Annotated in this window: 27 protein-coding genes and 1 pseudogene; 14 read left to right on the forward strand and 14 right to left on the reverse strand. The window is 62.5% G+C overall.

The window, feature by feature from the left end:
- Positions 1-41: 41 nt before the first annotated feature.
- Positions 42-761, reverse strand: a complete 720-nt coding sequence (locus tag EFQ99_RS32060; protein WP_126925005.1) for an SDR family oxidoreductase — start codon at positions 759-761, stop codon at positions 42-44.
- 69 nt (positions 762-830) lie between these two features.
- Between EFQ99_RS32060 and EFQ99_RS32065 the strand changes: the two genes are divergently transcribed.
- Entirely contained in the window at positions 831-1,460 is a 630-nt protein-coding gene (locus tag EFQ99_RS32065; RefSeq protein WP_126925006.1) for a TetR/AcrR family transcriptional regulator, read from the forward strand.
- A 21-nt stretch (positions 1,461-1,481) separates the two neighbouring features.
- Positions 1,482-1,670 (forward strand): annotated as a pseudogene (locus tag EFQ99_RS32070) (bifunctional sulfur transferase/dioxygenase Blh); the annotation flags it as partial.
- A 289-nt stretch (positions 1,671-1,959) separates the two neighbouring features.
- On the opposite strand, the gene EFQ99_RS32075 reads toward EFQ99_RS32070, so the two are convergent.
- From EFQ99_RS32075 to EFQ99_RS32090, 4 genes are all read right to left on the reverse strand, one after another.
- Positions 1,960-2,463: an SRPBCC family protein gene (locus EFQ99_RS32075; protein WP_126925007.1), complete on the reverse strand. Its 504-nt coding sequence runs from the start codon at positions 2,461-2,463 to the stop codon at positions 1,960-1,962.
- The gene (locus EFQ99_RS32080; RefSeq protein WP_126925008.1) at positions 2,453-2,806 is read right to left on the reverse strand and encodes an ArsR/SmtB family transcription factor; all 354 of its coding nucleotides are present in this window, start codon (positions 2,804-2,806) and stop codon (positions 2,453-2,455) included. The genes EFQ99_RS32075 and EFQ99_RS32080 overlap by 11 nt, the downstream gene beginning before the upstream one ends.
- 138 nt (positions 2,807-2,944) lie before the next feature.
- Positions 2,945-3,841: an AraC family transcriptional regulator gene (locus EFQ99_RS32085; protein WP_126925009.1), complete on the reverse strand. Its 897-nt coding sequence runs from the start codon at positions 3,839-3,841 to the stop codon at positions 2,945-2,947.
- A gap of 158 nt (positions 3,842-3,999) precedes the next feature.
- Positions 4,000-5,772, reverse strand: coding sequence for a methyl-accepting chemotaxis protein (locus EFQ99_RS32090; protein WP_126925010.1), 1,773 nt, complete (start codon positions 5,770-5,772; stop codon positions 4,000-4,002).
- Positions 5,773-6,189: 417 nt separating this feature from the next.
- On the opposite strand from EFQ99_RS32090, the gene EFQ99_RS32095 reads away from it, so the two are divergent.
- Positions 6,190-6,753, forward strand: a complete 564-nt coding sequence (locus tag EFQ99_RS32095; RefSeq protein ID WP_126925011.1) for a hypothetical protein — start codon at positions 6,190-6,192, stop codon at positions 6,751-6,753.
- A gap of 90 nt (positions 6,754-6,843) precedes the next feature.
- Here the strand turns inward: EFQ99_RS32095 and EFQ99_RS32100 are convergent, their stop codons facing one another.
- The 5 genes from EFQ99_RS32100 to EFQ99_RS32120 form a co-directional block, all read right to left on the reverse strand.
- A complete protein-coding gene (locus EFQ99_RS32100) occupies positions 6,844-7,608 on the reverse strand; it encodes a metalloprotease (protein WP_164736480.1) in 765 nt (254 codons plus the stop codon).
- Positions 7,609-7,678: 70 nt separating this feature from the next.
- The gene (locus tag EFQ99_RS32105; RefSeq protein ID WP_126925013.1) at positions 7,679-8,071 is read right to left on the reverse strand and encodes an SMI1/KNR4 family protein; all 393 of its coding nucleotides are present in this window, start codon (positions 8,069-8,071) and stop codon (positions 7,679-7,681) included.
- Positions 8,072-8,142: 71 nt separating this feature from the next.
- Positions 8,143-8,394, reverse strand: a complete 252-nt coding sequence (locus EFQ99_RS32110) for a hypothetical protein (RefSeq protein WP_126925014.1) — start codon at positions 8,392-8,394, stop codon at positions 8,143-8,145.
- Positions 8,395-8,397: 3 nt separating this feature from the next.
- Positions 8,398-8,673, reverse strand: coding sequence for a hypothetical protein (locus tag EFQ99_RS32115; RefSeq protein WP_126925015.1), 276 nt, complete (start codon positions 8,671-8,673; stop codon positions 8,398-8,400).
- A gap of 149 nt (positions 8,674-8,822) precedes the next feature.
- Positions 8,823-9,269 (reverse strand): hypothetical protein, encoded by a 447-nt coding sequence (locus EFQ99_RS32120; RefSeq protein ID WP_126925016.1) that lies wholly within the window; start codon positions 9,267-9,269, stop codon positions 8,823-8,825.
- Positions 9,270-10,239: 970 nt separating this feature from the next.
- Between EFQ99_RS32120 and EFQ99_RS32130 the strand changes: the two genes are divergently transcribed.
- Positions 10,240-11,262 (forward strand): helix-turn-helix domain-containing protein, encoded by a 1,023-nt coding sequence (locus tag EFQ99_RS32130; RefSeq protein WP_126925017.1) that lies wholly within the window; start codon positions 10,240-10,242, stop codon positions 11,260-11,262.
- A 351-nt stretch (positions 11,263-11,613) separates the two neighbouring features.
- Here EFQ99_RS32130 and EFQ99_RS32135 read toward each other — a convergent pair whose 3' ends face one another.
- On the reverse strand, positions 11,614-11,910 hold the full coding sequence (locus EFQ99_RS32135) for a GIY-YIG nuclease family protein (RefSeq protein WP_126925018.1): 297 nt from the start codon (positions 11,908-11,910) through the stop codon (positions 11,614-11,616).
- A gap of 340 nt (positions 11,911-12,250) precedes the next feature.
- Here EFQ99_RS32135 and EFQ99_RS32140 point away from each other — a divergent pair, with 340 nt between their 5' ends.
- The 6 genes from EFQ99_RS32140 to EFQ99_RS32165 all read left to right on the forward strand — a co-directional run bounded on the left by EFQ99_RS32140 (position 12,251) and on the right by EFQ99_RS32165 (position 20,917).
- Positions 12,251-13,450: an efflux RND transporter periplasmic adaptor subunit gene (locus tag EFQ99_RS32140; protein WP_245441625.1), complete on the forward strand. Its 1,200-nt coding sequence runs from the start codon at positions 12,251-12,253 to the stop codon at positions 13,448-13,450.
- 331 nt (positions 13,451-13,781) lie between these two features.
- On the forward strand, positions 13,782-14,480 hold the full coding sequence (locus tag EFQ99_RS32145; RefSeq protein ID WP_126925020.1) for an ABC transporter ATP-binding protein: 699 nt from the start codon (positions 13,782-13,784) through the stop codon (positions 14,478-14,480).
- Positions 14,477-15,616: an ABC transporter permease gene (locus EFQ99_RS32150; RefSeq protein ID WP_126925021.1), complete on the forward strand. Its 1,140-nt coding sequence runs from the start codon at positions 14,477-14,479 to the stop codon at positions 15,614-15,616. The genes EFQ99_RS32145 and EFQ99_RS32150 overlap by 4 nt, the downstream gene beginning before the upstream one ends.
- Before the next feature lie 4 nt (positions 15,617-15,620).
- On the forward strand, positions 15,621-16,820 hold the full coding sequence (locus tag EFQ99_RS32155) for an ABC transporter permease (RefSeq protein WP_126925022.1): 1,200 nt from the start codon (positions 15,621-15,623) through the stop codon (positions 16,818-16,820).
- 543 nt (positions 16,821-17,363) lie between these two features.
- On the forward strand, positions 17,364-18,860 hold the full coding sequence (locus EFQ99_RS32160) for a right-handed parallel beta-helix repeat-containing protein (RefSeq protein ID WP_126925023.1): 1,497 nt from the start codon (positions 17,364-17,366) through the stop codon (positions 18,858-18,860).
- A gap of 605 nt (positions 18,861-19,465) precedes the next feature.
- A complete protein-coding gene (locus tag EFQ99_RS32165; RefSeq protein ID WP_126925024.1) occupies positions 19,466-20,917 on the forward strand; it encodes a right-handed parallel beta-helix repeat-containing protein in 1,452 nt (483 codons plus the stop codon).
- 30 nt (positions 20,918-20,947) lie between these two features.
- On the opposite strand, the gene EFQ99_RS32170 is transcribed toward EFQ99_RS32165, so the two are convergent.
- Complete coding sequence (locus tag EFQ99_RS32170) at positions 20,948-21,229, reverse strand: nodulation protein (protein WP_126925025.1); 282 nt, start codon at positions 21,227-21,229, stop codon at positions 20,948-20,950.
- Positions 21,230-21,715: 486 nt separating this feature from the next.
- On the opposite strand from EFQ99_RS32170, the gene EFQ99_RS32175 reads away from it, so the two are divergent.
- From EFQ99_RS32175 to EFQ99_RS32185, 3 genes are all read left to right on the forward strand, one after another.
- On the forward strand, positions 21,716-21,952 hold the full coding sequence (locus EFQ99_RS32175; protein WP_126925026.1) for a hypothetical protein: 237 nt from the start codon (positions 21,716-21,718) through the stop codon (positions 21,950-21,952).
- The gene (locus EFQ99_RS32180) at positions 21,903-22,325 is read left to right on the forward strand and encodes a TIGR02594 family protein (RefSeq protein WP_126925027.1); all 423 of its coding nucleotides are present in this window, start codon (positions 21,903-21,905) and stop codon (positions 22,323-22,325) included. Before EFQ99_RS32175 ends, EFQ99_RS32180 begins: the two co-directional genes overlap by 50 nt.
- Positions 22,326-22,919: 594 nt before the next feature.
- Entirely contained in the window at positions 22,920-23,216 is a 297-nt protein-coding gene (locus tag EFQ99_RS32185) for a GIY-YIG nuclease family protein (RefSeq protein ID WP_126925028.1), read from the forward strand.
- Positions 23,217-23,500: 284 nt separating this feature from the next.
- Here EFQ99_RS32185 and EFQ99_RS32190 read toward each other — a convergent pair whose 3' ends face one another.
- Both EFQ99_RS32190 and EFQ99_RS32195 read right to left on the reverse strand, forming a co-directional pair.
- On the reverse strand, positions 23,501-23,989 hold the full coding sequence (locus EFQ99_RS32190) for a hypothetical protein (RefSeq protein ID WP_164736481.1): 489 nt from the start codon (positions 23,987-23,989) through the stop codon (positions 23,501-23,503).
- 448 nt (positions 23,990-24,437) lie between these two features.
- Positions 24,438-25,841, reverse strand: a complete 1,404-nt coding sequence (locus EFQ99_RS32195; protein ID WP_126925029.1) for a pyridoxal phosphate-dependent decarboxylase family protein — start codon at positions 25,839-25,841, stop codon at positions 24,438-24,440.
- 95 nt (positions 25,842-25,936) lie between these two features.
- Here EFQ99_RS32195 and EFQ99_RS32200 point away from each other — a divergent pair, with 95 nt between their 5' ends.
- The gene (locus EFQ99_RS32200) at positions 25,937-26,509 is read left to right on the forward strand and encodes a DUF2199 domain-containing protein (RefSeq protein ID WP_208722849.1); all 573 of its coding nucleotides are present in this window, start codon (positions 25,937-25,939) and stop codon (positions 26,507-26,509) included.
- Positions 26,510-26,613: the final 104 nt, after the last annotated feature.

The following is a 26,613-nucleotide window of genomic DNA, read 5'->3' on the forward strand; positions in this document are numbered from 1 at the left end:
CCCTCGCTTGCAGACGCCGATGAACGGTGCGTGAGGTGACCTTACCACGGCGTCGTGTCACCCGGTTCGACGAACGTCCCCGATGTCGTTGCAACGAGTGCATACTGCACTGGCAGCCTTGCTCCTTCCTCGGGAGTCATGTTGCCGTATCCGGTCAGGTCCGTCTTGACAAAGCCGGGGCTGACCGAATTCACTACGATGCCGGTCTCTTTCAGTTCCTGGTGCAACTGGATCGTCAGCATGTTCAGAGACGCCTTCGATGCGTTGTACCCGACGAACTGTTGCGAATAGTATGTCGATGTCGGATCGCCGTTCAACGCCAGTGAACCAAGCGAGCTGGACACGTTTACGATGCGCCCGGCGGGTGACGTTTTCAGCAGCGGCAGCACCGCCTGCGTCACAGCCAATGCGCCGATGAAGTTTACTTCCATGACATTGCGAACAGCATCAATGGATGCACGGCTGGGAGGGGCGTCTGCAAAATCGAAGATGCCCGCGTTATTGACGAGGATGTCCAGGCGGCCATGCGTGTCTACAATAGCTTGGGCTGCTGCAGTGATGCTCTGTTTGTCGGTAACGTCGAGCTGGACGGAGAAGGCGTATATGCCCTCCGACTTCAATTCTGCGGCTGCCGCGGTGCCACGATCCACGTCCCTCGCACCGATCACGACCGTGACACCAGCCTTGCCGAGTTGGCGCGAGACCTCCAGGCCGATGCCCTTATTGCCGCCGGTTACAAGCGCAACGCGTTCTTCCTTCATGTCTAAAGCCTTTCTTCGTTTACGTTTTCGGCCATGATATGAAGAATTATTCAGTTTGAGGATTCGCTTTTGATCTCTTCCGCGCCGCAGGCCTTGAAGCCCCGGAAACGACCGCAGCAACGACGCGCTTCTGCTACCGTCGACGCAATTTTCGAAGCAACCATTCAGCTTTTGGTAAAGGACGGTCTTTCTCAGCTCACCACTACGCGCGTCGCCGAGCGGGCGGGCGTATCGGTCGGCACGATGTACCAATACTTCCCGCACAAACAGGCTCTGATCTATGCTGTCAACGAACGCTATCTGGACCGTCTGGCCGAGAGGGTCGAAGCCACTTGCCGCGAATGGCAGGGCAATCCGGCAGGCGACATGGTGGAAGCGCTAATCGACACCTACTGGCATACCAAGACCGAGAAACCTGATGTTACGCGGGCCCTGTACCGATCCGTCGTGGAAATGGACAACGAGGCATTGATATCGGCCTTCGCGGTGCGGACCGACGCGGCAATTACCGCCATGCTCGCAAGCGCTTCAGACAACGACGGTTCCGATGCAAGGTCGAATACTCGCACGCTTGTCACCGTCATATTCGGAGCGGTGCGCAACTCCTTCGAGCGAGGCCATTCCGGCGAGGTGGCTGAAGATTTACGCCGACAGCTCGTGATCATGTGCCGTGCCTATCTTGATAGGCATGGGAGATGAATTCCTTATGGCACCCCTAACCGCGACAATCCGCATATCGCAGGCAAGGACGAGGCCGCCTATGTGGCGCTCCGCCAGGCTCGCGACCGCACACTGGCCAAACCGAAGCTGATGCTGCACGCGCTGCAGGTGAATATCCGCGGCGGGAGGTTGCCGGAGCCGGAGGAGAACGGGCGACGCTATCTGAAGATTCCGTTGGATGCGTTGTAGGAATGCTGGGAGCAGCGTTGGTGCGCGTGCTTCGAGGCTCCGCCCTTGCGGGCTGCGCACCTCAGCATGAGGAACGTGGAACGCTGCCGCACCAAGGCTCAAGAGAGCCTCATCCTGAGGCGCGTAGGCCATAAGGCCGAAGCCTCGAAGGACGAGGCGGGTGCGTTGGTCGGAAGAATGCAAAAGCAGCGTTGCGGCGCGTGCTTCGAGGCTCCGCCCTTTCGGGCTGCGCACCTCAACATGAGGGGCGTTGGAGGATGCCGCGCCGTCGACTGCGGGATCGATGACGTCATGACCCTCCCGCGCTGGCGCCCAGGGTAATGAGAAGCTTGTCCAGTTGCTCGAACTGCTCGGGCATCCCGCCCTCCGCCCCGGAATTGGCGTCGAACGCTTCCTTCGAGGGATAGAGTTCGTGCAGGACCAGCAGCGTCTTGCCGCCTTTTTCCTCGAAGGTCACCGTGGTCACGGCGCCGTCACTACCTTCCTCATTCGTCCAGATCAGGCGCGCGTTCGGTATCACTTCGAGATACTTGCCGAAGAATGCCCAAGTCTCTGAGGGATCGTGGCCAAACTCGATACGGTACCCGCCTCCGGTACGAACATCCATCTTGCAGGAAAGAATAGGCACGCCCATCGACTTCGGTGCCCACCAGCGCATGAACAGCTCAGGCTTGGTCCACGCCTCGAACACGATGTGCACCGGGCCGTCGAAGGTTCGCGTCACGACGAGCTCACGCTCGGACGTCCGTTCCACCGTCGTAGGGTTCTTCATGGGGATAGGCTTACTCTCCATCGTCCTTCTCCTTCCGTTTCAATTCCTCGACAACCTTGTCCAACGCGTCGAAGCGTGCGTCCCAGAGCTGACGGTAGCTCTCGATCCATGCCGCCTCGTCTCCCAGTCCGCTTAGGCCGAGCTTGCAGGTCCGCACGCGCCCGACCTTCTCCGTGGTGACGAGCCCCGCCTGTTCCAACACGCCGACGTGCTTCTTCATACCCGTGAGGGTCATGTGGAACTTCTCGGCAAGCTCAGTGATCGAAGCGTCTGCACGCGCCAGCTGCTCTAAAACGCCGCGTCGGGTGGCGTCCGAGAGCGCGGCGAACGAGGCATCGAGACGGGCTTTAGCATACTGAACCATTCGGTTCAGTATTTAGCACGCGGATTGACGACAGACAAGCGGAGATCGTGGCAGTCAGGCGCGGGATCCCGCAGATTTGCCGGGCGAACCTGCGGGAAGATTGGCTGAAACGGACCGACTGATCGACCGCCGCGGGTGTTATTTCAGCGGCAAAAACAATTCCGCGACCGCTTCATGCTCCGGCACCTCCGGGAAGAAGCTCAGCCGCTGGCAATAGATCGGGAAGTCGCGGGCTTCCTCGCCGCTCGCCGGCAGCCAGTCGCGGTAGAGGTAGAGTGCGGCGGGTTCCAGATTGTCGGTGTTGCCGACGACGCGCAGCACGGCGCAGCGTCCGCCAGGAATCTTGCCAGTCTTGATCTCGCCGGCTTTGATCTCTTCGCCGTTTGCCGCAACCGGCTGGTCGGTCCCGACACAGAGGTCCACGCTGTAATCGGCAGGCGACGCGGGGCGTCGCTCGGAGCGCCAGACGTTGAAGGTCGGGCTTGTCCTCGGGTGCAGGCCCGCGGCCTTGCGCCAGGCGATGAAGCGCTGGATGGTGGCGCCGAGTGTGGCCGGGTCGCCCCGATGTTCCATGATCGCCACCGGCGTGGCGGGCACATCGCGTATGGTCACGTCGTCAATGGTAAAAGTCTTCTGCATGAGCTTGCTCCTCGCATTGTCCAAAGGCCCGAAGGCCGCAAGCCACGGCTCCCAGTCGGGAGACTTCCGGAAGGACGAAGGCGATTGCCCGAACCGTTGCCGAAAGGCGCGGGCGAAGGCATCGGGTGCGGTATAACCGGCATCCATCGCTATATCAGTGACGCTTTTGGCATCCCCGTAGGCCAGCCGGTGTGAAGCGCGCTTCATGCGGGCGAGGCTGACGTAGCGGTGCACGGACAGACCGAAGGTCGCCGTGAACTGCCGGTGGAAATGATATTTCGAGTAGGCCGCGACGCTGCTCAGCGCCTCCAGATCCAGATCGTCGTCCAGATGCCGGTCTATGTGATCCAGCACCCGCTGCATCCGGGCATGGTAGTGTTGAAGCGCCGCCTTCATCGTTCCGTTCTCCGTGGCCGCACCAACTAAGCGCAGGCAGGCATGAGGCGCTCGACCGATCTTGCCGTTTTGGGTCGCAGAACCTCGCCACGGACTATCTGCGGGTACGCCCAATTTATGGATGAACGGCGAGAGGGGCAGCAGCAGCCCGCGCCCGATCAGAAATCCTGCCAGCTCGCTTCCGCCACGGCGGCCGATCCGTGGGATCGTGCCGGGCGAGGGCGCTGGGCCGGCATCGGTGCGGCTGTCCGGATCTCGGGGAGGGACGAGACGTTCGTCGTTCTCGCGGCGTCGTCGAAGCGGAAGTGGCTGAGGAGTTCGAAAAGGGCTGCGGCCTCGCGGGCAAGGCTGTGGCTGGCCGCCGTCTGTTCCTCGACCATGGCGGCATTCTTCTGGGTGCTTTGGTCGACGGTGTTGACCGCGCGGTTGACCTCGGCGAGCGCATTGGACTGTTCGCGCGAGGCTTTGACGATCGCCACGACATTGCCGTTGATATCGTGAACCTGCCTGGCGATTTCCTCGAGCGCGCTGCCGGTCTTGCTGACCAGCGTCACGCCGGTGGCGACATGGCCGCTGGAGGCGGTGATCAGCGTCTTGATCTCCTTGGCAGCACTTGCGGAGCGTTGCGCCAGTTCGCGCACTTCCATGGCGACGACGGCAAAACCCTTGCCGGCCTCGCCGGCGCGCGCCGCCTCGATGCCGGCATTCAGCGCCAGCAGGTTGGTCTGGAAGGCGATCTCGTCGATGACGCCGATGATGTTGGAAATCTCGCGCGAGGAATTTTCGATCTGGTCCATGGCTTCGATGGCTTCCTTCACCACCTGGCCGGAATGTTCCGCATGGGCCTTGGTATGAGTCACCAGCTCGCCCGCTTCGCCGGCGCGCTTGCTGGCGTCCTTGACCGTCGTGGTGATCTCCTCGAGGGCTGCTGCCGTCTCTTCGACCGAGGAGGCCTGCTGTTCGGTGCGTTTGGCCAGGTCGTCGGCGGCGCTGCCGATCTCCTTCGATCCCGAGGAGATCGCCCTGGCATTGTCGGCGACCGTCGCCATGGCGTGCTTCAGTTTGTCGGAGGCGCTGTTGAAATCGGTGCGCAGGCGCTCCAGCGAGGGAATGAAAGGTGAGGCGATCTTCTGCGAGAGGTCGCCGTTTGACAGGTTCGTCAGGCAGTTCGCGAGCGCTTCGACGTTTTCGACGCGCGGCGTCACATCGGTCGCGAACTTCACGACCTTGAAGACCTTTCCGTTCATGTCGAAGATCGGATTGTAGGAGGCCTGGATGAAGACCTTGCGGCCGCCTTTGCCGATGCGCATGAATTCATCGGCGGCAAGCCTACCGGCGGCAAGATTCGGCCAGAATGCCTTGTATTCCTGCGATGCGGCATAGGCCGGTTCGCAAAACATCGAATGGTGCCGACCCTTGATCTCGGAAAGCGAGTAGCCCAGCGCATTCAGGAAGTTCTCGTTGGCGGCGAGGATTTCGCCATCGGGCGTGAACTCGATGATCGCCTGGGCGCGCGAGAGCGCATCGAGCTTGCCGGTGTCTTCGGCCGCGATCAGCTTCTGGCGGGTGATGTCGGTGGCGATCTTGATCACCTTGACCGGCTTGCCCCGGCGGATCACCGGATTGTAGGAGGCCTCGATCCACACTTCGCGCCCGCCCTTGCCGATGCGCTTGTACTGCTGCTGATCGTAATTACCGGCCGCGAGCTTGGCCCAGAAGGCCTTGTATTCGGGAGAGGATGCGTAAGCCTTTTCGACGAACATGCTGTGGTGCTGGCCGACGATTTCGGAGAGCTCATATCCGAGCGCGCGGCAGAAATTGCCGTTCGCCGTCAAGATCCGGCCCGTGAGATCGAATTCGATCATTGCCTGGGATTTGGAGAGTGAAGCAAGAACGGCAACGGCATTCGCACCACGATCGAGAATATCCACGCTATGCTCCCAGGTTAAGAGGCGCCCCCTCTAAAAGCGATAGCGAATATTTGCATTTCCGGATTAACGCGGATTTAACAATAATTTTAACTTCTCGCATGGGTGACGGCGAGGGCTGGTTTTCGGCTTTGCGGAGTTTGGATTGTGTTTTATCTATTTGTTTTTAAATGATTTATACGATTCGGTTGTTGTGTATTTTTGCTGACTTCACTTCTGGTGGCAATTGCTCAAAAATATGTAGCCGGCTTCCATATTTCGAGGGGCGCGGCGCTTGAAATCTTGATGATTTTTCACTGGTTTAATCTTGCGCGCCGACATTTCCGGCTTGCCGGCGGCGAGGGGAGCTTGCTGGCATTTTCGCGTGGTTTTGCTATTATTTTTTATGGGCGCATGCGCCCGGCCGAATGGAGTTTTTCGATGCTCGAACGGAATCAGCTTCCCCTGCGCCCTGCCGCGCCCGGTTTCGCCGCCGCCTGGGTGGTTTTCATCGCGGGCGCGAGCGTGGCGCTCAGCCTGCTTTTTGCCTGCGTCACGCCCTTCGTGGCGTTGGCGGCGGTTTCGGCGGTCGTTCTGCCCCGGCGGATGGCGGTGACGGCGGTTCTCCTTGCCTGGCTGGCCAACCAGATGGTCGGATATGTCGTGCTCGGCTATCCCCAGACATGGGACAGCTATGCCTGGGGGCTTGCGATCGGCATCGCGGCATTCGCCTCGCTGGCTGCCGCACTCGCGGTGCTGCGCCTTTCCACCGATCTTCCCGTGACGATGGCAGCCGCCTTTCTTGCCGGCTTCGCCGCCTATGAAGGCCTGCTCTTTGCCGCAACATCGGTGTTGCCGTCCGGCGACGACGGCTTTTCGCTGTCCGTCGTGGCCGGGGTTCTGCTGGTCAACGCGCTCGCCGCCATCGGTCTCGTCGGCCTGCATGCCGTTGCGGCGGCCGGTCGTGGACTTGTCGCGGGGAATCAGGGGGCGGTGCGGGCGTAAAGCCGATAAGGGTGATCCCGGCAGCGCCAGCTTCCGATCCGGGATCAACTCGACCATTCCAGCACGTTCGCTTATCCGGGGCGAGGTGCTTCAAGGCTTCCGCAGATTGACGATATCGGCGCCGGACCGGCGTGCGGATTTCAGGGCCTTCCAATTCGGCGAGACATAGGGCGGCGACCAGATCACAATTCCAGCCAGCAGCGCGCCGACGAAGATGATCTTGGCGGCGACCGCGAAGACGGTGCCGAGCAAGCCCGTCCAGAAAAGAGCGGGCTGGGGGCCGCTGCGCTCTTCGATCACGCTGTAAAGCAGGTGGCCGCCGTCGAGGGGAAACGCCGGCAGAAGGTTGACTGCGGCCCATAGGAGGTTGAGCCAGCCCAGCCATTCCACAGCGCGAGGCAAAGGCGGCCCGAAGGTCGGTGGCGGTTTTGTCCAAAGGGAGTCGTTCGGGAGAGGCGACGTTTGATCCGGCAGAACGGTTGCGAGGATCAAAAAGCAGGCGATGCCGATCACGAGGTTCATCGCTGGCCCCGCAAGCGTGATTAGCCGGTCCTCCCAAGGCGTGCGGTCATTGACTTCGCAAATGGCTTCTCCGCCGCCGGCGTGCAAACGGATCAGCACCGGCTTTGCGCCGCAGCGGTGGGCGATCAAGGCATGGCCGAGCTCATGGGCAAGCAACGAGAAGATGATGCCGACAACGACGATCGCTGCCGTCTTTATCCCCGGCCCATGAAACCCGTGCCACAGAGGAAACGTCAGGAAGATCGCGACGATGGGGAGACCGCCATGAATCCAGATCGGCGGCAGGCTGGCAAGCCTGAATTCAAGTCCTTCGTCATAGGAAGATATCTTCAATTTCTTGCACCTTTGCTGCCGTCTGACCGAGCTTAGTGGATGTGAATCCCGAAGCAACTCCGCGCCACCGCTACCAACCCTTGCCCGCTTCGATCGCCGCGATGAACGCGTCGAAATTCCCGCCCAGCTCGTGGACTTCATCTTGCCATGGACCGGCGAAGACAAAGGGGATGGAAACATAGTTTCCGTCGATGATGCCATAGGCGGTGGGGCCGCCGTTGGAGCCGATCAGGAAGCGGCCGGGCTGGAGTTCGAAGAGTTCGTAAGCATCTGCCATGGCGAGTTCATCGACGCTCCAGAGGGCCAGATATCCCCGGCCGATCTCATCGTTGAAACCGTTGGAGGCGCGCAGGAAGGTCTTGTACTCCTCGGGCAGCACTATGCCGAGGGCTGCCTCGCGTGCCTCGATCTCGGCGGAGGCAGCACCCGGCAGCTGATATCCGTGCCGCAGTTTTTCGAGCATGCGAGACCCCTCGTTCGAACGCGGAGTGAAGGATAGGGCTGCTGGCAACGGCTGACGTATCGGGCGCTCTCTCAGTCGGCCTCCTGGAAGAGATCGTGGGTTTCCTCGATATGGCGCTCGATCAGGCGGTATTCGGCGTCTGTGAGGTCGAGGGGCGCGCCGTCGAGGAGGGCGGTCAGCTGCTCTACCTCGCCGCCGGAGGGCGGGGCGCAGAATTCGGGGTGCGCATGGCGGTTGCCGGGATGGTGGGGGGTGAGGGAATATTCGATGACGAGATCGATGTCGTCGTCGCCGCGCGTCAGCGTGAAGGTGGCTTCGAACATGGGCTAGAAGCCGAGGGCTTCGATGCCGGCGGCAAGCTCGGCCTCCAGTTCGTCGTCCTCATCTTCATCGTCTGCGTCGTCGGCAAGCGGCCGGTTGAACTCCTCGTTCATGACGGCGGCGATGCGGGCAAGCCCGCGGCGTCGCCCGGCCGGCGCGAAGATGACGACCATGACGCCGTCTGCCTCCATGTCGAGCGACAGATAGCCCTTGCCGCTGCCGCCGGAGACGCTGGCCTTGAAGGCGGTGTTGTCGGTGAAAAGCGAAACCTGTACGCGCATGGTGGATTCCCCATTGTTGATGGGGTGTTTTATCCGGGCAATGGTTTCGGTGTGGAAATCGCAACGATGTAAGGCTTGCGATCGCTCTCTGAGCGCTCACTTGCCTCTCGCTTGCCGCTCAAGGCAGTTCATGAGAATGCAGCTCGCGCTTACTCCGGCTTCTTCCTTCTATTCCGCGTCGTCGGCCGCTGCGCCAGGCCGGCGGCGCGGATTTCGGCGATGCTGACGGGGTCGTCGTCGAGGTAATATTCGCTGGCCCAGGCGATCTTGCCGCCGCGCCATGCCCGCCGCCAGGTCACCGTCTTCAGCCGGCCGAGCGGCGTGTCGATGCCGGCGACGGCGTCGCATTCGGGGCCGAGCCTGCCGGCGGCATATCGGCTGTTCCAGGCGGCGCGGGCGCTCCTCTGCACCGTCTCCAGGTAATCGATGCGCTCCAGCTCGGTCACTTCAGGCGAACGGTCCGGACGCAGAGCCTTGATGGCGGCAATGATCCGGAAGGCCTGCTCGCCTGGGACCTCATCGCCGATCGCTTCGTCGACGGCACGGAGCGCTTCGGCAATGGCGGCTTCATGGGCGAGGGTGGTGGTGAGGTTCATGGGGTTGCGGCTGTCGTGTGTTGCTGAAATCGCATTTTTGTATCATCGTGGGGAGGGGATTGTAAATCTGTTTTGGGCGATAAGCGCGGCGGCCGGCCTTTTCCTTCGAGGCCGCTTCGGTGGCACTGTGCGAGCAAGGATGAGGCTTTCTTGGAGGTGAGATACCTTCTTCCTTCCTCTACCGACGAGCTGCGTGGCGCCCCCCGCTGTCCTGCCGGACACCAATCGTCAAAAAGGCTGGCCTTGGCAGCTTTGCGGCAGGCTTGACCGCGACCGAACCGCGCACCTCGTGCTTGCTGCTATCGCGAAACGACGAGAGGATTTCTCAATCAAACACCGTCCGGAGGCACAAAGAAGCAGTTAACGCGGTATTTCCCATCCCGCCCCATCCCCGCAGCGTCAGATCGGTCATCTGTGGGCTGAAGGCAGATGTGATAGTGATAGTCTTGAGATGGAATCTCCCTTCCGTAAGGGATTAACAATAGCTGATTTCTGGTCACAAGATGATGGTCTCCCGGATGAAGGTGAATTGAGAATCCGAACGGCCCTTTCGTGACGTCCGAACTCGGAATCGCTTGGCAGTCACCATCGACATCGTTGCCATTGCAACAGGCGGGCGGGTAGGTCCAAGTGCCAGCCGCCATGTGGGCATCGCTCGGTGCGAACAGACCCATCAATAAAACCGCAAAAGGCACCATAAGTGCTGTTGCAGGTGAGGAAACCATGGACCGCCCCCAGCGTAGTCCTTCGGCTTAGTGAGCCTATTGGATTGTGCGCTCAATTCATCGGGAATGGGAGGCAATAGTTTGTGTGAAAGCACGTGGCTTCGTTGGACCGGGAGTTGGTGGCATTTGCTACATAACATCAAAAAAATCCCCACCGAAAACACGTCCTAAAACATGATGGAGGTCGCGCGCGCCGGCGGACTCGGCGATGATGGCGCCGTTCGTCATTCCGATCACAGAGCCCCATGATCTTCATTCCGCTTCCTTTCGTCATCGCCCTCCTGCTGCTGATCCTTTTCGTCGCCGTCATCCGGCGCGACGAGGAGATGCAGCCTAGCCGGCCGTTTCTGGCGTTGATCCTGTTGAGCGTCGCGCAGTCGATCCTCTCCGGGCTGCGCTGGGGTTATGGGGTGCAGGCGGTCGGATATGTCGCGCCCGTCATCGCGGCGCTGGTGCCGCCGCTCGCCTTTGCTGGGGTTTCCCGACTGGTGAGGACCAGTCGGCGGCCTTTGCCGGTGCGGATTGCGCTGCATGCCGTGCCCGCCGCGTTCATTCTGGTTCTGATAGCGCTTTGGCGGGACGCGATCGACATCGCGCTGGTGCTGATCTTCGTCGGCTATGCCCTGGCGATCCTGCTGTTGATGCGGCCGGGCGCGGATGCGCTGCGGCTGGCGCCATTCGAGGGCGCGGTGCCGGCCTATCGGGCGATCATCTTCGCCGCAGTGGCGCTGTGCGTGTCGGCGGCGGTGGATACTTTCGTGTTTTTCGATTTCACCTGGGCCCATGGCGAACATGCGCTGGCGCTGATCAGTGTCGGAAACCTTGGCGGCCTCGTCATCCTCGGCGCGGCGGCGGCGGCTGCCAGCCGCAGCCGGGCGCCGGCCGAGACGGTGGAGGCGCCCGCGAAAACCGAGAGGATCGATGACAATACGAGCGAAGACAAAGAGACGATCGCCACGATCGACGCGCTGATGGAGGCGAGGAAGCTCTATCGCGACGTCAATCTCAATCTCGACCGGCTCGCCCGCAAAGCCGGCATCCCCGCCCGCCAGATCTCGGCCGCGATCAACCGGGCGATGGACAAGAACGTCTCGCAATATGTCAACGACTACAGGATCGCCGAAGCCTGCCGGCTGCTATCTGGCACGGAGAAGCCGGTGACCGAGGTGATGTTCGAGGTCGGCTTCCAGACGAAGTCCAATTTCAACCGGGAATTCCGCCGGGTGACTGACATGACGCCGGTGGCTTGGAGGCAGAGGGAGGGGTGAGGGGTGAGGGGTGAGGTCACCCGCCCTCGTCCTTCGAGGCTCCGGCCTTCGGCCTACGCACCTCAGGATGAGGGCTGATCGTTGTGCTCCGTAGCTGGCGGGCCCTCTCTCCAGCCTCATCCTGAGGTGCCCCGCAGGGGCCTCGAAGGACGGGGCTGGCCACCGGCTTCGGCAAATGCGGATGTTGAAGGGGTCCATCAGCCGCCCTCGTCCTTCGAGGCTCCGGCTTTTGGCCTGCGCACCTCAGGATGAGGGCTGATCGTGGTGCCATGGGGCTGGGGCGCCCTCTCTCCAGCCTCATCCTGAGGTGCCCCGAAGGGGCCTCGAAGGACGGGGCTGGCCACCCGCCACTTACTCAGCTTCGACCGGCCCGCGTTTCGACAATTCCGGCAAGGCCTCGTAATCCATGGCGATCAGCGCCTCCTTCTTGCGGCGCGACCAGCCCTTGATCTGCCGCTCTCGGGCGATGGCGTCGATGATGAGGTCGTAGGTTTCGGTGAAGACGAGTTCGACGGGACGGCGCTTGGCGGTGTAGCCGTCATAGATTCCGGCATTGTGCTCCCAGACACGCGCCTCGATCTCCTGCTTGGTGAGACCGGTGTAATATGAGCCGTCGCTGCAGCGCAGGATGTAGACCGTGACTTCCATTGGGGCGAGGCTAGCATGGTGGGAATATGGGCGGCAAGCATACAGCCCAGCCACCCGCCCCCGTCCTTCGAGGCTTCGCCCTGCGGGCTACGCACCTCAGGATGAGGGCTAACCGGTGTGGCTGAGGCTGGTCGTTGTGCCGTGGCGCTGTGATCTGCGGCGAGACCGGCCGCGAGTTTCCTCCGACTTCATCCTGAAGTGCCCCGTGAGGTGCCTCGAAGGGCGAGGGCGGCCACCGCGTCTCCTTGGCCGGCCAACCACCACGTACACAATCGCGATCCAGCACCGCCTGAAACATGTTCGAGGTCGCGATTTTCCAGGCGGTGGCCATGCTGGCGGCATGAACACGACATCGGAACATGAACGAGACCTTGCCGCCAAGCTGAGATCGCTTTCGATCGAGCCCGCGGCTTTCAAGATGGAGCCGCCGGAGCGAAGAAGCCGGCGGTGGGGGAGGCCTCAGATGCTGGCCCTTGCGGCGGCGTCGCTGGCGGCGGTTCTGCTCTATCGGCCGGCTGCGCTGGAGCGGATCGAGAGCGGGCTTGCGAGACTTGTGGGCGGGGATGCTGTGATATCGGCTGATGGCGCGGCGGTGCCCGATGGCGGGGCGGCGGATAAGGCTGCGTCCGCCGGGAGTACGACTGCGCCGGCCCAGGGCACGGTTGCGTCGACCCGGGGTACGACTACGCCAACCCGGGAAATCACCGGCTCCGGTTATGTCGTGGCGCCCAATATCGCCACCGTCTTTTCCAAATATGAGGGTCGGATCGTCGACGTCGAGGTGGAGGCGGGCGATCGGGTCGTGGCCGGGCAGGTGCTGGTGCGGCTCGACGATGCGGGGGCGCGTTTTGCGCTTCGGGGGGCGGAGATATCGGCGCGGGCGGCGGCGCTGGCGGTTGAGGCGCGGGCAATCGCGTTGGCGCAGGCGCGCTCTTCGCTTGATCGCGCCGGGCGGCTTGCCGGGCGCGACGCGATGTCGGCCGAGGCGCTGGAGGCGGCGAAGACGGCTTTCGATACGGCCGAAAATGCCGCGGAGCAGGCACGGCAGGATGCGGCGAAGGCCGATCTCGATATCGACAAAGCGCGCGAGCAGGTCGAGGCGCTGACCGTGCGGGCGCCGATCACGGGCACCGTCACGCGGCTCGACGCGCATGTCGGCGACACGGTGCTTTCGCGGGAAGACAGCGTGCGGGAGAATGAAAGCCTGCTCGTCATCACCGATACGGCAAGCCTGGTGATCGATGCCGATGTGGCGGAGGCGAACATGGCGCTGGTGCGGCCGGGGATTTCAGGCGAGGCGGTGCTCGATGGCTTTCCCAATCAGCCCTTCGCGATCGAAGTGGCGAAGATCGCGCCGGTTATTTCCAGGGAGAAGGGAACGGTGACGCTGCGCCTGAGGCTCGCTGCGCCGCCCCTGGGCATGCGGCCTGCGATGGCGGCGCGCATTCGGCTGGTGGTGGGTGAGGCGGTGGAGTTGGGGGCTGATCACCCGCCCTCGTCCTTCGAGGCTCCGGCCTTCGGCCTACGCACCTCAGGATGAGGGCTGATCGGAGTGCCATGCGGCGCTGGCAGGCCCTCTCTCCGGCCTCATCGTGAGATGCCCCGTAGGGGCCTCGAAGGACGGGGCTGGCCACCGGCTTCGGCAAATGCGGATGTTGAAAGGGGCCATCACCCGCCCTCGTCCTTCGAGGCTCCGGCCTTCGGCCTACGCACCTCAGGATGAGGGCTGATCGGTGTGCCCAGCGGCTGGCAGGCCCTCTCTGCGGCCTGATCCGAAGGTGCCCCGTAGGGGCCTCGGAGGACGAGGGCGGCCTCCGGTTCGGCGGCGGACCTTCAATCCACGGATTCATGAACCACCAAGGAGCACTGCAATGACCAACACAGATGAACCATACATCGCCCTTGCCGGCGTCAGGAAGTCCTTCAGGATCGGCGGGGAGACGATCCCGATCTTCTCGGGGCTTGATCTTGCCATTCCGCGCGGCGATTTCGTTGCGGTGATGGGGCCGTCGGGATCGGGGAAATCGACGCTACTCAATATGCTCGGCGGCATCGACAGCGCTGATGCCGGCGAGATCCGGATCGGGCGCAGCCATCTCGAGCAGATGGGTGAGGGGGCGAGGGCCGCCTGGCGGGCGCATGGCATGGGCATCGTCTTCCAGTTCTACAATCTGCTGCCGATGCTGAATGCGGCTGAGAATATCGAGCTGCCGCTGCTTTTAAAGCCGCTCGGGCGGAAAGAGAGGCGGGCGCGTGTGGATACTGTCATGGAGCTTGTCGGGCTTGCCGGCCGGCAGCGGCAGTTTCCGTCAAGCATGTCCGGCGGCCAGCAGCAGCGCGTCGGCATTGCGCGCGCCATCGTCGGCGATCCCGATCTCATTCTCTGCGACGAGCCGACCGGCGATCTCGACCGGAAGTCGGCTAACGATATTCTTGACATGCTGGGCTTCCTCAACCGCGAGCTCGGAAAGACCATCATCATGGTCACCCACGATCCCGAGGCGGCGGCCTTTGCCCGGCGCACCCTCACGCTCAACAAGGGCGAATTCACCGAGGGGACAGGCCGATGACCCTGCTTGAATTGATGCGGCGCAATGCCTGGCGCAAGCGGCTGCGGGCGATCCTGCTGATGTTTTCGGTCGGCGCCGCCTTCCTGATCTATGCGCTGACGGCGAGCTTTAGTGCCGGCAGCCAGGGGGCGGCTGATGCCAGCGACAACCTGCTCGGCGTCTTCAACAAGGCGGGCCGGGGGCTGCCGCTACCGCTTGCCTATCTCAGCCGGATCGCCGGGGAAGGCGATGTCGCCGCCGTCGCCTATACCGCGCGCATGCGGGGCTTCGTCGAGGTCGAGAAGAATGTGGTTGCCGTCAGCGCCGCCGATCCCAGGATGATCGCCGCCGCCAATGGCGAGGCGCTGGGGCTGACGCCGAAGCTGATCGCGGCGCTCGAAGAGGGCGGCGACCGGGTGCTGGTCGGCCGGGCGCTGGCCGAGGCGCAGGGCTGGTCAGTCGGCCAGCGCATCGGCGTCACCAGCCAGCTGATCAAGGCGGATGGCAGCCGGAACTGGAGCTTTACGATCGCCGGCATTTTCGAGGGCGCCGATGCCAGCACCGACACCTATTTCATGCTCGCCCGTTACGATGCGATCAATGCCGCCCGCGCCCGGGACAAGGACACGGTCGATGCCGTCGTGGTGCGCCCGCGCGAGGGCGTTTCACCGGGCAAGCTCGCGGCGCGGATCGACGCGCTGTTTGCCAATTCGGCGGCGCAGACGAGGACGCAATCGGAAAGGCAGTTCCTCGAAGCCTTCCTCCGGCAATATGCCGATGTCGGCCTGATCGTCGGCCTCGTCGTTGCCGCCGCTTTCGTGACGATCCTGATGATATCGGTCAACACCATGCTCTTTGCCGTTCGGGAGCGCCGCTTCGAAATCGGCGTGATGAAGGTGCTCGGCTTCAGCAGCGGGCGGATCATGGCGCTCATCCTCGGCGAGACGCTGCTCATCTTTGCCGTCGGCGGTGCGGGCGGGCTCAGGCTCGCAAAGCTCGCGACACTTGTGATCGGGCCGGAATTCGGCCTGGTCCTCGGTGGGGCCGTGCTGATGAAATCCGCCGCCATCATCGCCGGGCTCGGGCTGCTGACCGGGCTTCTGCCGGCTTTCACCGCCATGCGCCTGCCCATCGTCCACGCTTTCAGAACGAGATAATCCAATGTCGTCAGTGCTCAAGCAGAGTTTTCTCATGATCAGAGTCAATCTCGGCAGCCTGCCGCGGCGGCTTGCGATCTCGCTGTCGATGGCGCTTTCGGTCGCCCTCGTCGTAACGGTGCTGGCGGGTTTTCTCGCCATGGCGCGCGGTTTCGAAGCCGCACTTGCCGGGGCCGGTTCGCCCGGCATCGCCGTCATTCTCGGCGGCGGCACCAGCCAGGAGACCGGCTCGGATGTGCCTGCCGAGGCGGTCCGCAGCCTTGCCGCCATGAACGGCGAGACCGGCATTGCCCGCGACGGCACAGGCGGGCTCGTTCTGTCGCGGGAAGTCGTCGTTCCCATCGATGTCAGGGGCGGCGATGGTGCCGACCAGACGTTGTCGCTCCGGGGCATGGACCTTGCTGGTCCCGGCTTGCGCGAGCGCGCGTCGATTTCCAAGGGGTGGCTGTTTTCATCGGGCAGCCGCGAGATCGTCGTCGGCGCCCGCATCGCTGAAGCTTTCCCCGGCTTTGCCGTCGGCGGCACGGTGCGGCTCGGCGCGGTCGACTGGCAGGTCGTCGGGCATTTCACCTCGGGCGGCAGTGCCTTCGAATCCGAGATCTGGGCGGACCGGGAAGCGGTGCAATCAGCCTTCGACCGGCAGGGGCAGGTGCAGAGCCTGCGGGTGCGGCTGGACGGCGCGGCCGGATTGGAGGCGCTTCGCGCACGGCTTTCGGCAATGCCCGGCATGGCGCTCACCGCCGTCTCCGAGGCCGATCTCTATGCGGCGCAGGCCGAGCGCACCGAAAGCCTGATCCGCCTGTTCGGCTGGCCGATCGCGCTTCTGATGGCGGTGGGCGCGACCGCGGGCGCGCTGAATACGATGATGAGCTCGGTCTCCGACCGCGCCGTCGAGATCGCCACGCTGCGGCTCCTGGGCTTTGCCCGCCTGCCGGCCTTCGCGGCGACCTGGGTCGAGGCGGTGCTGCTCTCGGCGGCGGGCGCGGCTCTCGGCGTCGTCGCTTCCCGGCTTGCCTTCGACGGCTGGCAGGCGAGCACGATGGGGGCGAACAATACCAGGATGGCGTTTCAGCTTGTGGTGACGCCCGATGTGGCGCTGACGGCAGGTTTGCTGGGGCTTGCGGTCGGGGTGATCGGCGGCGCGCTGCCGGCGCTCGCGGCGGCGCGGCTGCCGCTGAGGGCGGCGTTGGGGGCGAGGGGGTAGGGAGTGATGCCTTGGCGAGGGGCAACTGCCTTAGAGGACGTGCCGTGTGGCCCCCTCATTTGCCTGCCGGCATCTTCTCCCCGAGGGGAGAAGCGGGCAAGACGCGAGCTTCGCGTCCACAAGAAAGGCTTACGAGAGGCGAGAGGTTGCCGCGATTCCGCTTCTCCCCAGCGGGGAGAAGATGCCGGCAGGCAGATGAGGGGGCTACACGGCAGATCTTTCATTGCTTGGCTTCGGTGAGCGCAAGCGAAAAACCGAATCACCCCTGCAGCCTGAAGGCGAGGTACGTGCCCGACCCGGGATTTCGCGATTTATTCGCCTCGGGGTCGATGTTTTCCCGGCTCAAGTTGCAGCTTCCCGGCGCTTTGCGGACCTCGCCGCCGTCGACTGTGGAGTAAAACCCATAATCGGACCACTGCCGCATTGACACCATCTTATCGCCTTCTTGCCGTGGCCGGTTGCCCCCGCCGCGTCGGATCGGCCGACTCCCCGGTCGATTCTCGTGGCGACATAGCGATCCGACGAACAGGGCAACATGGCGATATGACAGTCTACTATGTGAACTCAGCGACTGGCTCCGACGGCAACAGTGGAACGGGCTTGAAATCGGCTTTTGCGACTTTGTCCAAAGTGGAATCCTTGAAGCTGAAACCCGGCGACAGCGTGCTCCTTGCCAAAGGCAGCGTCTTCAACGAGCAGCTCGATATCAAAGTTTCCGGCAGCGAGGGGGCGCCGATCAAGTTCGGCAGTTACGGCACGGGGGCAGCACCCGTCATCCACGGCACCGGCGATGGCATTCACAGCCTCTATGCCACCAACATCGTGATCGAGAACATCAAGATCTCAAATGTCGGCGGCGCGGCCATTTATGCCGGCAATGTCTCGAACTGGACGGTGCGCAACGTCGAGGTCGACAAGTCTGGCGTGTCGGGCAAATCGGGCTCCGTCACCTTCCGGACCGGTGAGAACATCACCATCGAAAACAGCAAAATAGCAAACGTCCATGGCGACGGCGTCTGGATCGAAAAGGTCAACGGCGTCAAGTTCCTCAACAACACCGTCACCAACAGCCACGGTACTGCCGCCGATGGCGTGCAGATGAACGACAGCAGCAATATCCTGATCCACGGCAATCATATCGACCAGACGGGCGCCGCTAGTCCCAAGGGCGTGCTGACGCTCATCCGGCCTGTTAACGCAGTGGTCGAGGACAATGTGCTCACCGGCGGCGGCTTCGGCATCAGCGCGCAGGCGGGCAAGACCGTCACCATTCGCGACAACGACATATCGGGATTCAAGGGCTACGACTGGTCGTTTGCCGTCGCTCTCGGCGAGACGGGCACTGCGAAAGACTACGACATCTCGGGCAACCATATTCATGACGGCGCATGGGGCGTTGTTGTCACCGCCCCGATCGGCAGCCCGAGTTATGCACGCACGAATATCAACGTCCACAACAACACCTTCGACGACCTGTCGGGGGCGGCGCTGAAGGTCGACAGGCCGGCATCCGGCTCCTTCCACGACAACACGATCGAGGCCGGCACCACGGCCACCAACATATCGCCTGCTATCCAGGACGCCCATACCTTCCCTGTCAGCAACAACCACACGGTCGCCAATGTCGAGGCGGCGACGCTTGCGGCCGCCGATGCCACGGCCGCTACGACGACCGAGGCGGCCGCCGATCCGGCGGTTTCAGCCGTCCATGACAGCCTGAAGATCCTGACCGATACGGGTGCTGCCCATCACGGCAACCTCCTCGAAAACGACAGCTCCGACAACGGCACCCTGGTGCTTCGCCACTTCGACGGCGAAACCGTCGGCAAGAATGGCCTGACGCTGACCGGCGAATACGGCAACATCCATGTCGAAAGAGACGGCAGCTATGCCTACACTCTCGATGAGACGAAGCTCCCCGCGCATGATAACGGCCATGTGAGCGAGAACTTCAGTTACGGCATCGACGATGGAACCTCGCATCATAGCGACACGGACGCGCTGACCGTCTACGTCCATCTGGATGACTTGCTGAAGTAAGAGGTGGCGCGACCTCTGTCCGGCATCAGCCTGGGGACTGCATACCCCCAGGATGATCCTTCGAGGCGATCCTGCGGATCGCACCTCGGGATAAGGGCTGCAGGAGAGCCACGGGGCTGGTACGCCCTCTCTCCAGCCTCATCCTGAGGTGCCCCGTAGGGGCCTCGAAGGACGAGGCTGGCCGCCGTTTCGGCAGATACGGATGTTATTGTCGAGCCCAGCCACCCGCCCCCGTCCTTCGAGGCTCCGCCCTCTCGGGCTCCGCACCTCAGGATGAGGGCTAACCGTTGGCTTTCGAGGCTCGGCCCTCTCGGGCTGCGCGCCTCAGAATACGGTCTGATCGGTCTGTTCGTCGCAGAACGGTACGCTAGCGTCCATTCGCGCCTCAATGATTGCTCTTTCGATTATTTTCGTTTAAGTTGCATTTTCGAGTGGGTGCCTCCGCCTGGCGCTTTCTCGGGATGAAGGCGGGCCTCGCAAGCCCTCCGGCTGCCGCCGCAACGGCAGCATCCAAGAGCCTTTCGATATGATCCTTACCCCCGCCGCATCCCATGGATTCGACGCAGCCGACCCCTGAGCGCTGCGCAGTAGAAGAAACAGGCGACATGACAACCTATTATGTGAATTCAGCGACCGGCTCCAACTCCAACGGCGGCACCAGCGCGGACACGCCTTTTGCGACTTTCTCTGCGGTGGAAGCGTTGAAACTGCAGCCCGGCGACACCGTGCTTCTGGCTGCCGGAAGCGTGTTCAACGAGCAGTTCGATATCAAATATTCGGGCACGGTCAGCGCCCCGATCACCATCGGCAGTTACGGGGTGGGCGATGCACCCGTGATCCATAGCCCCGGCGACGGTATTCACAGCCTCTATGCCTCGAACATCGTGATCGAGAACATCAAGATTTCCGATACGGAGGGCGCGGCGATCTACGGCGGCACCGTTTCGAACTGGACGGTGCGCAACGTCGAGATCGACCACACCGGATTGTCGAGGAGCGGTTCCGTCACCTTCCGGACCGGCTCGAACCTCACCATCGAAAACACCACGATTAACGACGTCAATGGCGACGGCATGTGGATCGAGAAGATCAACGGCGTCACCCTTGTCAACAACACCGTCACCAATGCCCATGGCACCGCGGCCGACGCCATCCAGATAAACGACAGCAGCAACATCTTCATCTCAGGCAATACTCTCGACCAGACGGGCGCCTCGACGCCGAAGGGCGTGCTGACGCTCATCCGGCCGGTGAATGCCGTGATCGAGGACAATGTGCTGACCGGCGGCGGCTTCGGGATCAGCGCCCAGGCCGGCACCAACATCACCATCCACGACAACGACATATCGGGATATGGCGGCTATAGCTGGTCCTACGGCATTGGGCTGGGCGATTCCGGCGATACGCGCGACTACGATATTGCGGGTAATTACATCCATGATGGCGTCTGGGGCGTGTCGGTCAGCTCGGCCGGCACCACCAGCTATGTCAGAGAGAATATCGACGTGCACAATAACACCTTCGACGACCTGACGCAGGCCGCACTGAAGGTCGACAGGCCCGCATCCGGCGCCTTCCACGACAATGCCATCGCCAGCGACGTGACGCCCTACAGCATATCCCCGGCGATCATTGCCGCAGGCACTTTCCCGGTCAGCAACAACACGACCTTCGAGGATACCGAATTTCGGGTGGCGAGCCTTAACGCCCAGGTCAGCGGGGAGACGGTGCACGTCACGGCCGACCTGACGACAACAGGCCATGACAACCAGAAAGACAAGATCGCGCTTGATAAGGCCGGTCACGCCAACTTCCTTGACGACAGCGTATTCGGCGAAACCCTGCAGCTTCGCCACTTCGGCCACGACGTCTTCGACAGGCACGAACCGACGCCTAAGGGCGGCGATCACGGCGCGGCGGTCGATTTCGCCGATCTCTTTGCAGACAAGGGAGGTCTGGGCGAGTCCCATCATCTTGAGATCGCCGACGCGGCTTCGCATCATGGCGAGGCGGATGCGGCCGGCACCCCCGGCCATCCGGACGGTCTGCTGCATTAAAGGTTGCTGCGGCCGCCGGCAGCGTATGCCTTACCGGTCGCCGAGCAGGGTCTGCAGGACCTCGGCTTCGATTTCCTCGCAGATGATCTCGTATTCGCTGACGATCGCGGGATCTGCCGACGCATCCCTGCGCATGCGATCGAGCACGGCGCAGGCTTCGCCATAGGCGCTGCACAATTCGTGAAGACCGGGGTCGTCGGCTGCCGCCGCCCTGATCGTTGCCCGCGTGGCGGGCAGCCGCATCATCAGCCTCGCCAGCCCCTGTTCGGCGGCATGCCCGGCGATGGGGGCGACGCTTTCTTTCCAGATCATGCCATCATCCCTTGGCTTGTTGCCTATGAAGGCCTGTACGCAGGAATGCCGTGTCCGGTTTCATGCCGGCTGCGAATTCGCGATGCGTTTTTCGCTGTGCCGGCAATGCGGAAAAAATCGAAAAAACGCTTCCTTAAAAACCTCCCTGTCACGGAATTCCAATGAATCCAATCATTTAAGATTGACAAAGAGGTTTGTAAGAGAGGTCAACATTTTAAAAAATGGGTGGAGATTGGCCCTTGCGGCCGGTTTCCAGTGCTTTTTTAAAAATGTTGGGCCTCCTTAAAAACGTCCTTCCAAACCTCCCTGGCGGTGAGGGGCCTGTGTTTTTTCGGGGCATCGGCGGCCCAGCGCTCCTCTCCTGAAAGGGCGAGGCCGAGCGAGGGAATGTATTGCCATTTGTGACAAAGTATTCGCAGCAGGTGCGGGAAATCCAGGCGGCGCGAAAGGTGGCGCTTCGAGCCTTGCAGGGCAGGCCGTCCTGCCATGTTTTCAGCATCGGCGGCCGAGCCGGCGTTGCCTCTGCCCCAAGTTACTTTTCAGATTAATCTGCAAAAATACCCGGATAAATTGCCTCTCATTCGCGCCATGATTCATCTTTACGTTTCCGCCCGCATTTTATTCTTCGTCACAATTGAGATCATCATGATCTTCGAAACAATGGTGGGAAACCATGAAGGTTATTCTCGTCATCGTCCTCACGGCGTTTGCCGTGCCTTGTGAGGCGGATATGTTCAGCACGGCGTCCCGATACAAAAGCATGCATGAACGCTCCATCTCCTTCCTCGGTGTCAACCCGAGGCGCACCTCATGGTGCGGAGCGTTCCTGGCCTATGTCGCCAAGCGATCCTTCCGCGAGCCGCCTGAAAATCCGAATATGGCGCGCTCCTGGATAAGGTTCGGAAGGCCGGTCTTCGCCCGTTCCGCCCAGCGCGGCGACGTGGTGGTGATCCGCAGCGGCAGGCGTTTCCACGTCAGCCTGTTCGACCATTTCGACCAGCGGCGCCAATACGTCTACCTCTTCGGCGGCAACCAATCGAACCGGGTCCAGCTGTCACGCTACCGCGCCAGCTCGATGGTCGCCGTCCGACGATGAAGCCGGCAATTTCGCCGCCTTAAAAACCTCCCTGCCACTGAATTCCAATGAATCCAATTGCTTAAGATTGACAAAGAGGTTTTTAAGAGAGGTCAACATTTTAAAAAATGGATGGAGCCGAGGTCTGCGGCCGATCTCTTGCGCATTTTTGAAAATGTTGGGGCCTCTTAAAAACGTCCTTCCAAACCTCCTTGGCGGTGAGGGGTTGGGGGCTGATGCCGTGGCGGCATCGTTGTGCCGAAGGCACGCGGTGGCCGCCCTCGTCCTTCGAGGCCCCTGCGGGGCACCTCAGGATGACCCTTCGAGGCGATCCTGCGGATCGCACCTCAGGATAAGGGCGGAGAGGGGGCTGCGCTTGGCTTACCGGAGGCTTAGCTTCTGCCACACTGCCCAGCCCTCAACTGACGGCACAGTGCTCAGGTCTCAGCTGGGCGCGCACTGCTCAGCCCCAGCGCGGCACAACGATCAGCCCTCATCCTGAGGTGCGCAGGCCATAGCCGGAGCCTCGAAGGACGAGGGCGGGTGGCTGGGTGACCTTGCAGGCATCCATCGCATCCTTGTCGGCTGCATTTCCGCCGTGCTAGCCTCGTCCCAATGGAAGTCACGGTCTACATCCTGCGCTGCAGCGACGGCTCATATTACACCGGTCTCACCAAGCAGGAGATCGAGGCGCGTGTCTGGGAGCACAATGCCGGAATCTATGACGGCTACACCGCCAAGCGCCGCCCTGTTGAACTCGTCTTCACCGAAACCTATGACCGCATCATCGACGCCATCGCCCGCGAGCGGCAGATCAAGGGCTGGTCGCGCCGCAAGAAGGAGGCGTTGATTGCCATGGACTACGAGGCTCTGCCGGCATTGTCAAAACGCGGACCGGTCGAGGCTGAGTAAGTGGCGGTGGCCAGCCCCGTCCTTCGAGGCCCCTACGGGGCACTTCAGGATGAGGCTGGAGAGAGGCACCCCAGCCCCATGGCACAACGATCAGCCCTCATCCTGAGGTGCGCAGGCCATAGGCCGGAGCCTCGAAGGACGAGGGCGGGTGGCTGGGTGCATAGAGCTGCTCGAATTTCCGGATCGCAAACCGGTGGCCGCCCTCGTCCTTCGAGGCCCCTGCGGGGCACCTCAGGATGAGGGCGGAGAGAGGGCGGCGCTTGGCTTGCCGGAGGCATCGAGCGTCAATCGGCCCCGTCCACCGCACAATCCACGCTGTCGACGGGGATGGCGGCCAGCCTTTCGCGCTTGGTATCGAACCTCCAGGCTTTGACCAGATTCTCCGATTTATAGGAGCCGTCCGGCTGTTCCACCATCGTGCCAACTGCAAAGATGGCTTCCTCGGGGAACTGGGTGGACGAGCAATAGGCCGGCTGCAGAAGTTCGTGGCGGGGGCTAGGCTTTAGGATTGTCACCTGGTCGGTCACGGTCCAGACGGGAAGGTTTCCATTCGTACCGGTCTGGCGCCGAAGCACCAGCGAAAATCCTGCCCCGCATTTGAGTTCGGCTGCGGCATAGGTCGGGCCTCCGGCCGCTCCTGATAGAGCGGTTCCGCTGATTTCCACGCAGTCCTTCGCTGGAGGAGGCGCGGATTTTCCACGCGCCTCACTGGCATGGCCGGCGGCAGGGATCAGCGCGAGAAGAGCGGCAAGCGCAGGGAGATATCGTGACATTGGAAAACCGTTGGAGCGTGAAGCGAAGGGGTCCAAATTTCTCAATCCAGGAGAGTGGACGGTAGCTTTGCCCGGAGATGAGTCAAGAGCCGATCCGCTACGCTGTGTGGAACTTCGGCAACGCTGGCCGGTGGCCGCCCCCGTCCTTCGAGGCCCCTTGCGGGGCACCTCAGGATGAGGGCGGAGAGAGGTTGCGGCCCAGCTTGCCGGAGGGCGGGGTGCGTCAAAAGCTTTGTCCGGCATAGCGGAGCCTAGATTCAGCCTTGCGGCACGCTGCTCAGCCCTTGGCGGCGTGATACATCGACCGGCTCGGCCGCACGGCACAACGATCAGCCCTCATCCTGAGGCGCGCAGGCCAGAGGCCGGAGCCTCGAAGGACGGGGGCGGGTGGCTGGGCACCTGGCAGCATCGCACGCCACGCCCTGACACAACGTCAGTCAGCGTCAGGTTAGCCGCGGCTGACGCTTCGGAAGGCGGCGATGATGCTGTCGGCGGCCAGGCGGGCCTCGTCGGCAGTCGTCTGGAAATTGGTGACGGAGAGGCGGAGCACGTCGCGGCCGTGCCATTTGGCGCCGCCGGCAAAGAGGGTGGCGTCTTGGCGGATCTTTTCGATTGTTCTGCGGGTGATCGCGTCGCTTTCATCATCCGGGCGGTCGGCGGCGAAGCGGAGGATGATCTGGTTCAGTGTGGCCTCGTTCAAAATGGTGATGCCGGGTTCGCGTGCGAGATGTTCGGCGAGCAGTCGGGCGGAGGCGCAGCATTGGTCGATGAGGGCGGCGATGCCGTCGCGGCCGAGATGTTTCAGCATCGCCCAGGTGGCAAAGCCCCGGGCGCGCCTGGAAAGCTCCGGCACGTAATGGGAGGGGTCGCGCTCGCCCTCGGCTGCGAGCGGCAGGTAGCTCGCGGCGATCGTCATGGCGCGGCGGTGGGCAAGCTCGTCGCGCACGATCGCATAGCCGCAGTCATAGGGCGTCTGCAGCCATTTGTGGCCGTCGGTCGCCCAGCTGTCGGCCGCCTCGACGCCGCGGCTGAGATGGCTGAACCTCTCTGATGCCTGCGCCCAGAGGCCGAAGGCGCTGTCGACATGCACCCAGGCGCCTTTTTCCTTGAGCGCCGGGATGATGCGGAGAAAATCGTCGAAGGCGCCGGTATTGATCTGCCCGGCCTGGAGAATGGCGATGCAAGGGCCGGTGACCGCGGCAAGCGCGCCGGGCAGAGCGGCCGGGTCGATGCGACCCACCCGGTCTGTGGGCAAGCGCAGCACGCGATCGTGGCCAAGGCCTAAGAATTGCAGCGCGGAGAAGACGGTCGTGTGGGCGTCGTCGCCGATCAGCACGGTAATCTCGGGCGCGCCGAACAGGCCCTTGGCATCGGCATCCCAGCCGGCCTTGCGCAACACCTCGCCGCGGGCGGCGGCAAGGCAGGTGAAGTTCGCGACCGTCGCACCGGTGACGAAGCCGACCGAGCTTTCGGCCGGCAGCTTCAGGATATCGAGAAGCCATCGCGCCGCGATGGCTTCGACAGCGGCCGCGGCCGGGGCGGCGACGTGGTTGCCGGCATTCTGGCCCCAGGCGCTGGTGAGGAAATCGGCGGCGACGCCGACCGGGTGGGAACCGCCGATGACCCAGCCGAAGAAGCGCGGGCCCGTGGTGAGATGCAGGCCGGGCTCGGCGCCTTCGGCAAGCTGCCGGATGACATCGGCCATATCGGCGCCGGCGGCCGGCAGCGGTTCGTCGAAGGTTGCAAGGGAGGCGGCATAATCGTGCTGGGGGACATGGCGGCTAGGGGCGCTTTCGCGAAATTTGGCCGCAAGCCGGGCGGCCTCCTGAAACAGAGATGCGATTGCCGACATGCGGGATCCCCCTCAGCCGAGCGCCCGCCGGTTCCCTGGGGACCGCCTCCAAGCAAGCTGCCGGCGCCGGCAGTCTAGAGCTTTTCACCGGAGGATTGAAGGGCTCGACGCCTTTACTGCTCGCTGCTATCGAAATTCTGTTTTTCATCCTGTGGGGAAAGATGGGCGACAATTTCATTTGTTCGGTATGTGGCGTCCAGCATGATGGACTGATCACCAATCGGGGCTACAAGCTCCCTGATGATGTTTGGAGCATCCCGGACCATGAAAGGTCCGAAAAGGCGAGGTTCGACAGCGATCTATGCCAATTCGGCGAGCGGTATTTCATACGGTGCGTTCTATTCGTGCCATTTGCCGATCGCTCCGGTGAATTTGGCTGGGGCGTTTGGGTTGAGGTCGAGTGGGCAACGTTCGAAAGATATCTCGAGCTGTACGAGGTGGACGGATCATCTGAACCGGCACATCGCGGTCGTGTGGCAAACGTAATTCCGGGTTATCCGCCCACCTCAGGCGCGGACATCGAGATCGGTTTTCAGGGAGCATCTGAGCGTCCTACGATCCACTTCACAGCTGAGGATCACAGCCCACTTGCCGAAGAACAGCGTCGTGGAATGAGCGACGCCCGGTATCACGAGATTTTGAGCCTGATCGAGGCTGCGAACCAGTGACTCCATTGATCGCTTCTCGAGCAAAGTTGCCGCAGTTCAGGAGGGACGAATCCCGCATTCGTTCAGACTGCGGGAGCCAATAGTCGACGAAAACGGCTGTCTGT

It is taken from the genome of Rhizobium vallis, from assembly GCF_003985155.1.
Lineage (GTDB): Bacteria > Pseudomonadota > Alphaproteobacteria > Rhizobiales > Rhizobiaceae > Rhizobium > Rhizobium vallis.

Excerpts from the sequence above, each read along its gene's own strand:
- EFQ99_RS32060 (WP_126925005.1), bottom strand. The coding sequence starts at position 761 with ATGAAGGAAGAACGCGTTGCGCTTGTAACCGGCGGCAATAAGGGCATC.
- EFQ99_RS32075 (WP_126925007.1), bottom strand. The coding sequence starts at position 2,463 with ATGGAGAGTAAGCCTATCCCCATGAAGAACCCTACGACGGTGGAACGG.
- EFQ99_RS32080 (WP_126925008.1), bottom strand. The coding sequence starts at position 2,806 with ATGGTTCAGTATGCTAAAGCCCGTCTCGATGCCTCGTTCGCCGCGCTC.
- EFQ99_RS32085 (WP_126925009.1), bottom strand. The coding sequence starts at position 3,841 with ATGAAGGCGGCGCTTCAACACTACCATGCCCGGATGCAGCGGGTGCTG.
- EFQ99_RS32095 (WP_126925011.1), top strand. The coding sequence starts at position 6,190 with ATGCTCGAACGGAATCAGCTTCCCCTGCGCCCTGCCGCGCCCGGTTTC.
- EFQ99_RS32105 (WP_126925013.1), bottom strand. The coding sequence starts at position 8,071 with ATGCTCGAAAAACTGCGGCACGGATATCAGCTGCCGGGTGCTGCCTCC.
- EFQ99_RS32110 (WP_126925014.1), bottom strand. The coding sequence starts at position 8,394 with ATGTTCGAAGCCACCTTCACGCTGACGCGCGGCGACGACGACATCGAT.
- EFQ99_RS32115 (WP_126925015.1), bottom strand. The coding sequence starts at position 8,673 with ATGCGCGTACAGGTTTCGCTTTTCACCGACAACACCGCCTTCAAGGCC.
- EFQ99_RS32120 (WP_126925016.1), bottom strand. The coding sequence starts at position 9,269 with ATGAACCTCACCACCACCCTCGCCCATGAAGCCGCCATTGCCGAAGCG.
- EFQ99_RS32130 (WP_126925017.1), top strand. The coding sequence starts at position 10,240 with ATGATCTTCATTCCGCTTCCTTTCGTCATCGCCCTCCTGCTGCTGATC.
- EFQ99_RS32135 (WP_126925018.1), bottom strand. The coding sequence starts at position 11,910 with ATGGAAGTCACGGTCTACATCCTGCGCTGCAGCGACGGCTCATATTAC.
- EFQ99_RS32140 (WP_245441625.1), top strand. The coding sequence starts at position 12,251 with ATGAACACGACATCGGAACATGAACGAGACCTTGCCGCCAAGCTGAGA.
- EFQ99_RS32145 (WP_126925020.1), top strand. The coding sequence starts at position 13,782 with ATGACCAACACAGATGAACCATACATCGCCCTTGCCGGCGTCAGGAAG.
- EFQ99_RS32150 (WP_126925021.1), top strand. The coding sequence starts at position 14,477 with ATGACCCTGCTTGAATTGATGCGGCGCAATGCCTGGCGCAAGCGGCTG.
- EFQ99_RS32155 (WP_126925022.1), top strand. The coding sequence starts at position 15,621 with ATGTCGTCAGTGCTCAAGCAGAGTTTTCTCATGATCAGAGTCAATCTC.
- EFQ99_RS32160 (WP_126925023.1), top strand. The coding sequence starts at position 17,364 with ATGACAGTCTACTATGTGAACTCAGCGACTGGCTCCGACGGCAACAGT.
- EFQ99_RS32165 (WP_126925024.1), top strand. The coding sequence starts at position 19,466 with ATGACAACCTATTATGTGAATTCAGCGACCGGCTCCAACTCCAACGGC.
- EFQ99_RS32170 (WP_126925025.1), bottom strand. The coding sequence starts at position 21,229 with ATGATCTGGAAAGAAAGCGTCGCCCCCATCGCCGGGCATGCCGCCGAA.
- EFQ99_RS32175 (WP_126925026.1), top strand. The coding sequence starts at position 21,716 with ATGTTTTCAGCATCGGCGGCCGAGCCGGCGTTGCCTCTGCCCCAAGTT.
- EFQ99_RS32180 (WP_126925027.1), top strand. The coding sequence starts at position 21,903 with ATGAAGGTTATTCTCGTCATCGTCCTCACGGCGTTTGCCGTGCCTTGT.
- EFQ99_RS32185 (WP_126925028.1), top strand. The coding sequence starts at position 22,920 with ATGGAAGTCACGGTCTACATCCTGCGCTGCAGCGACGGCTCATATTAC.
- EFQ99_RS32190 (WP_164736481.1), bottom strand. The coding sequence starts at position 23,989 with ATGTCACGATATCTCCCTGCGCTTGCCGCTCTTCTCGCGCTGATCCCT.
- EFQ99_RS32195 (WP_126925029.1), bottom strand. The coding sequence starts at position 25,841 with ATGTCGGCAATCGCATCTCTGTTTCAGGAGGCCGCCCGGCTTGCGGCC.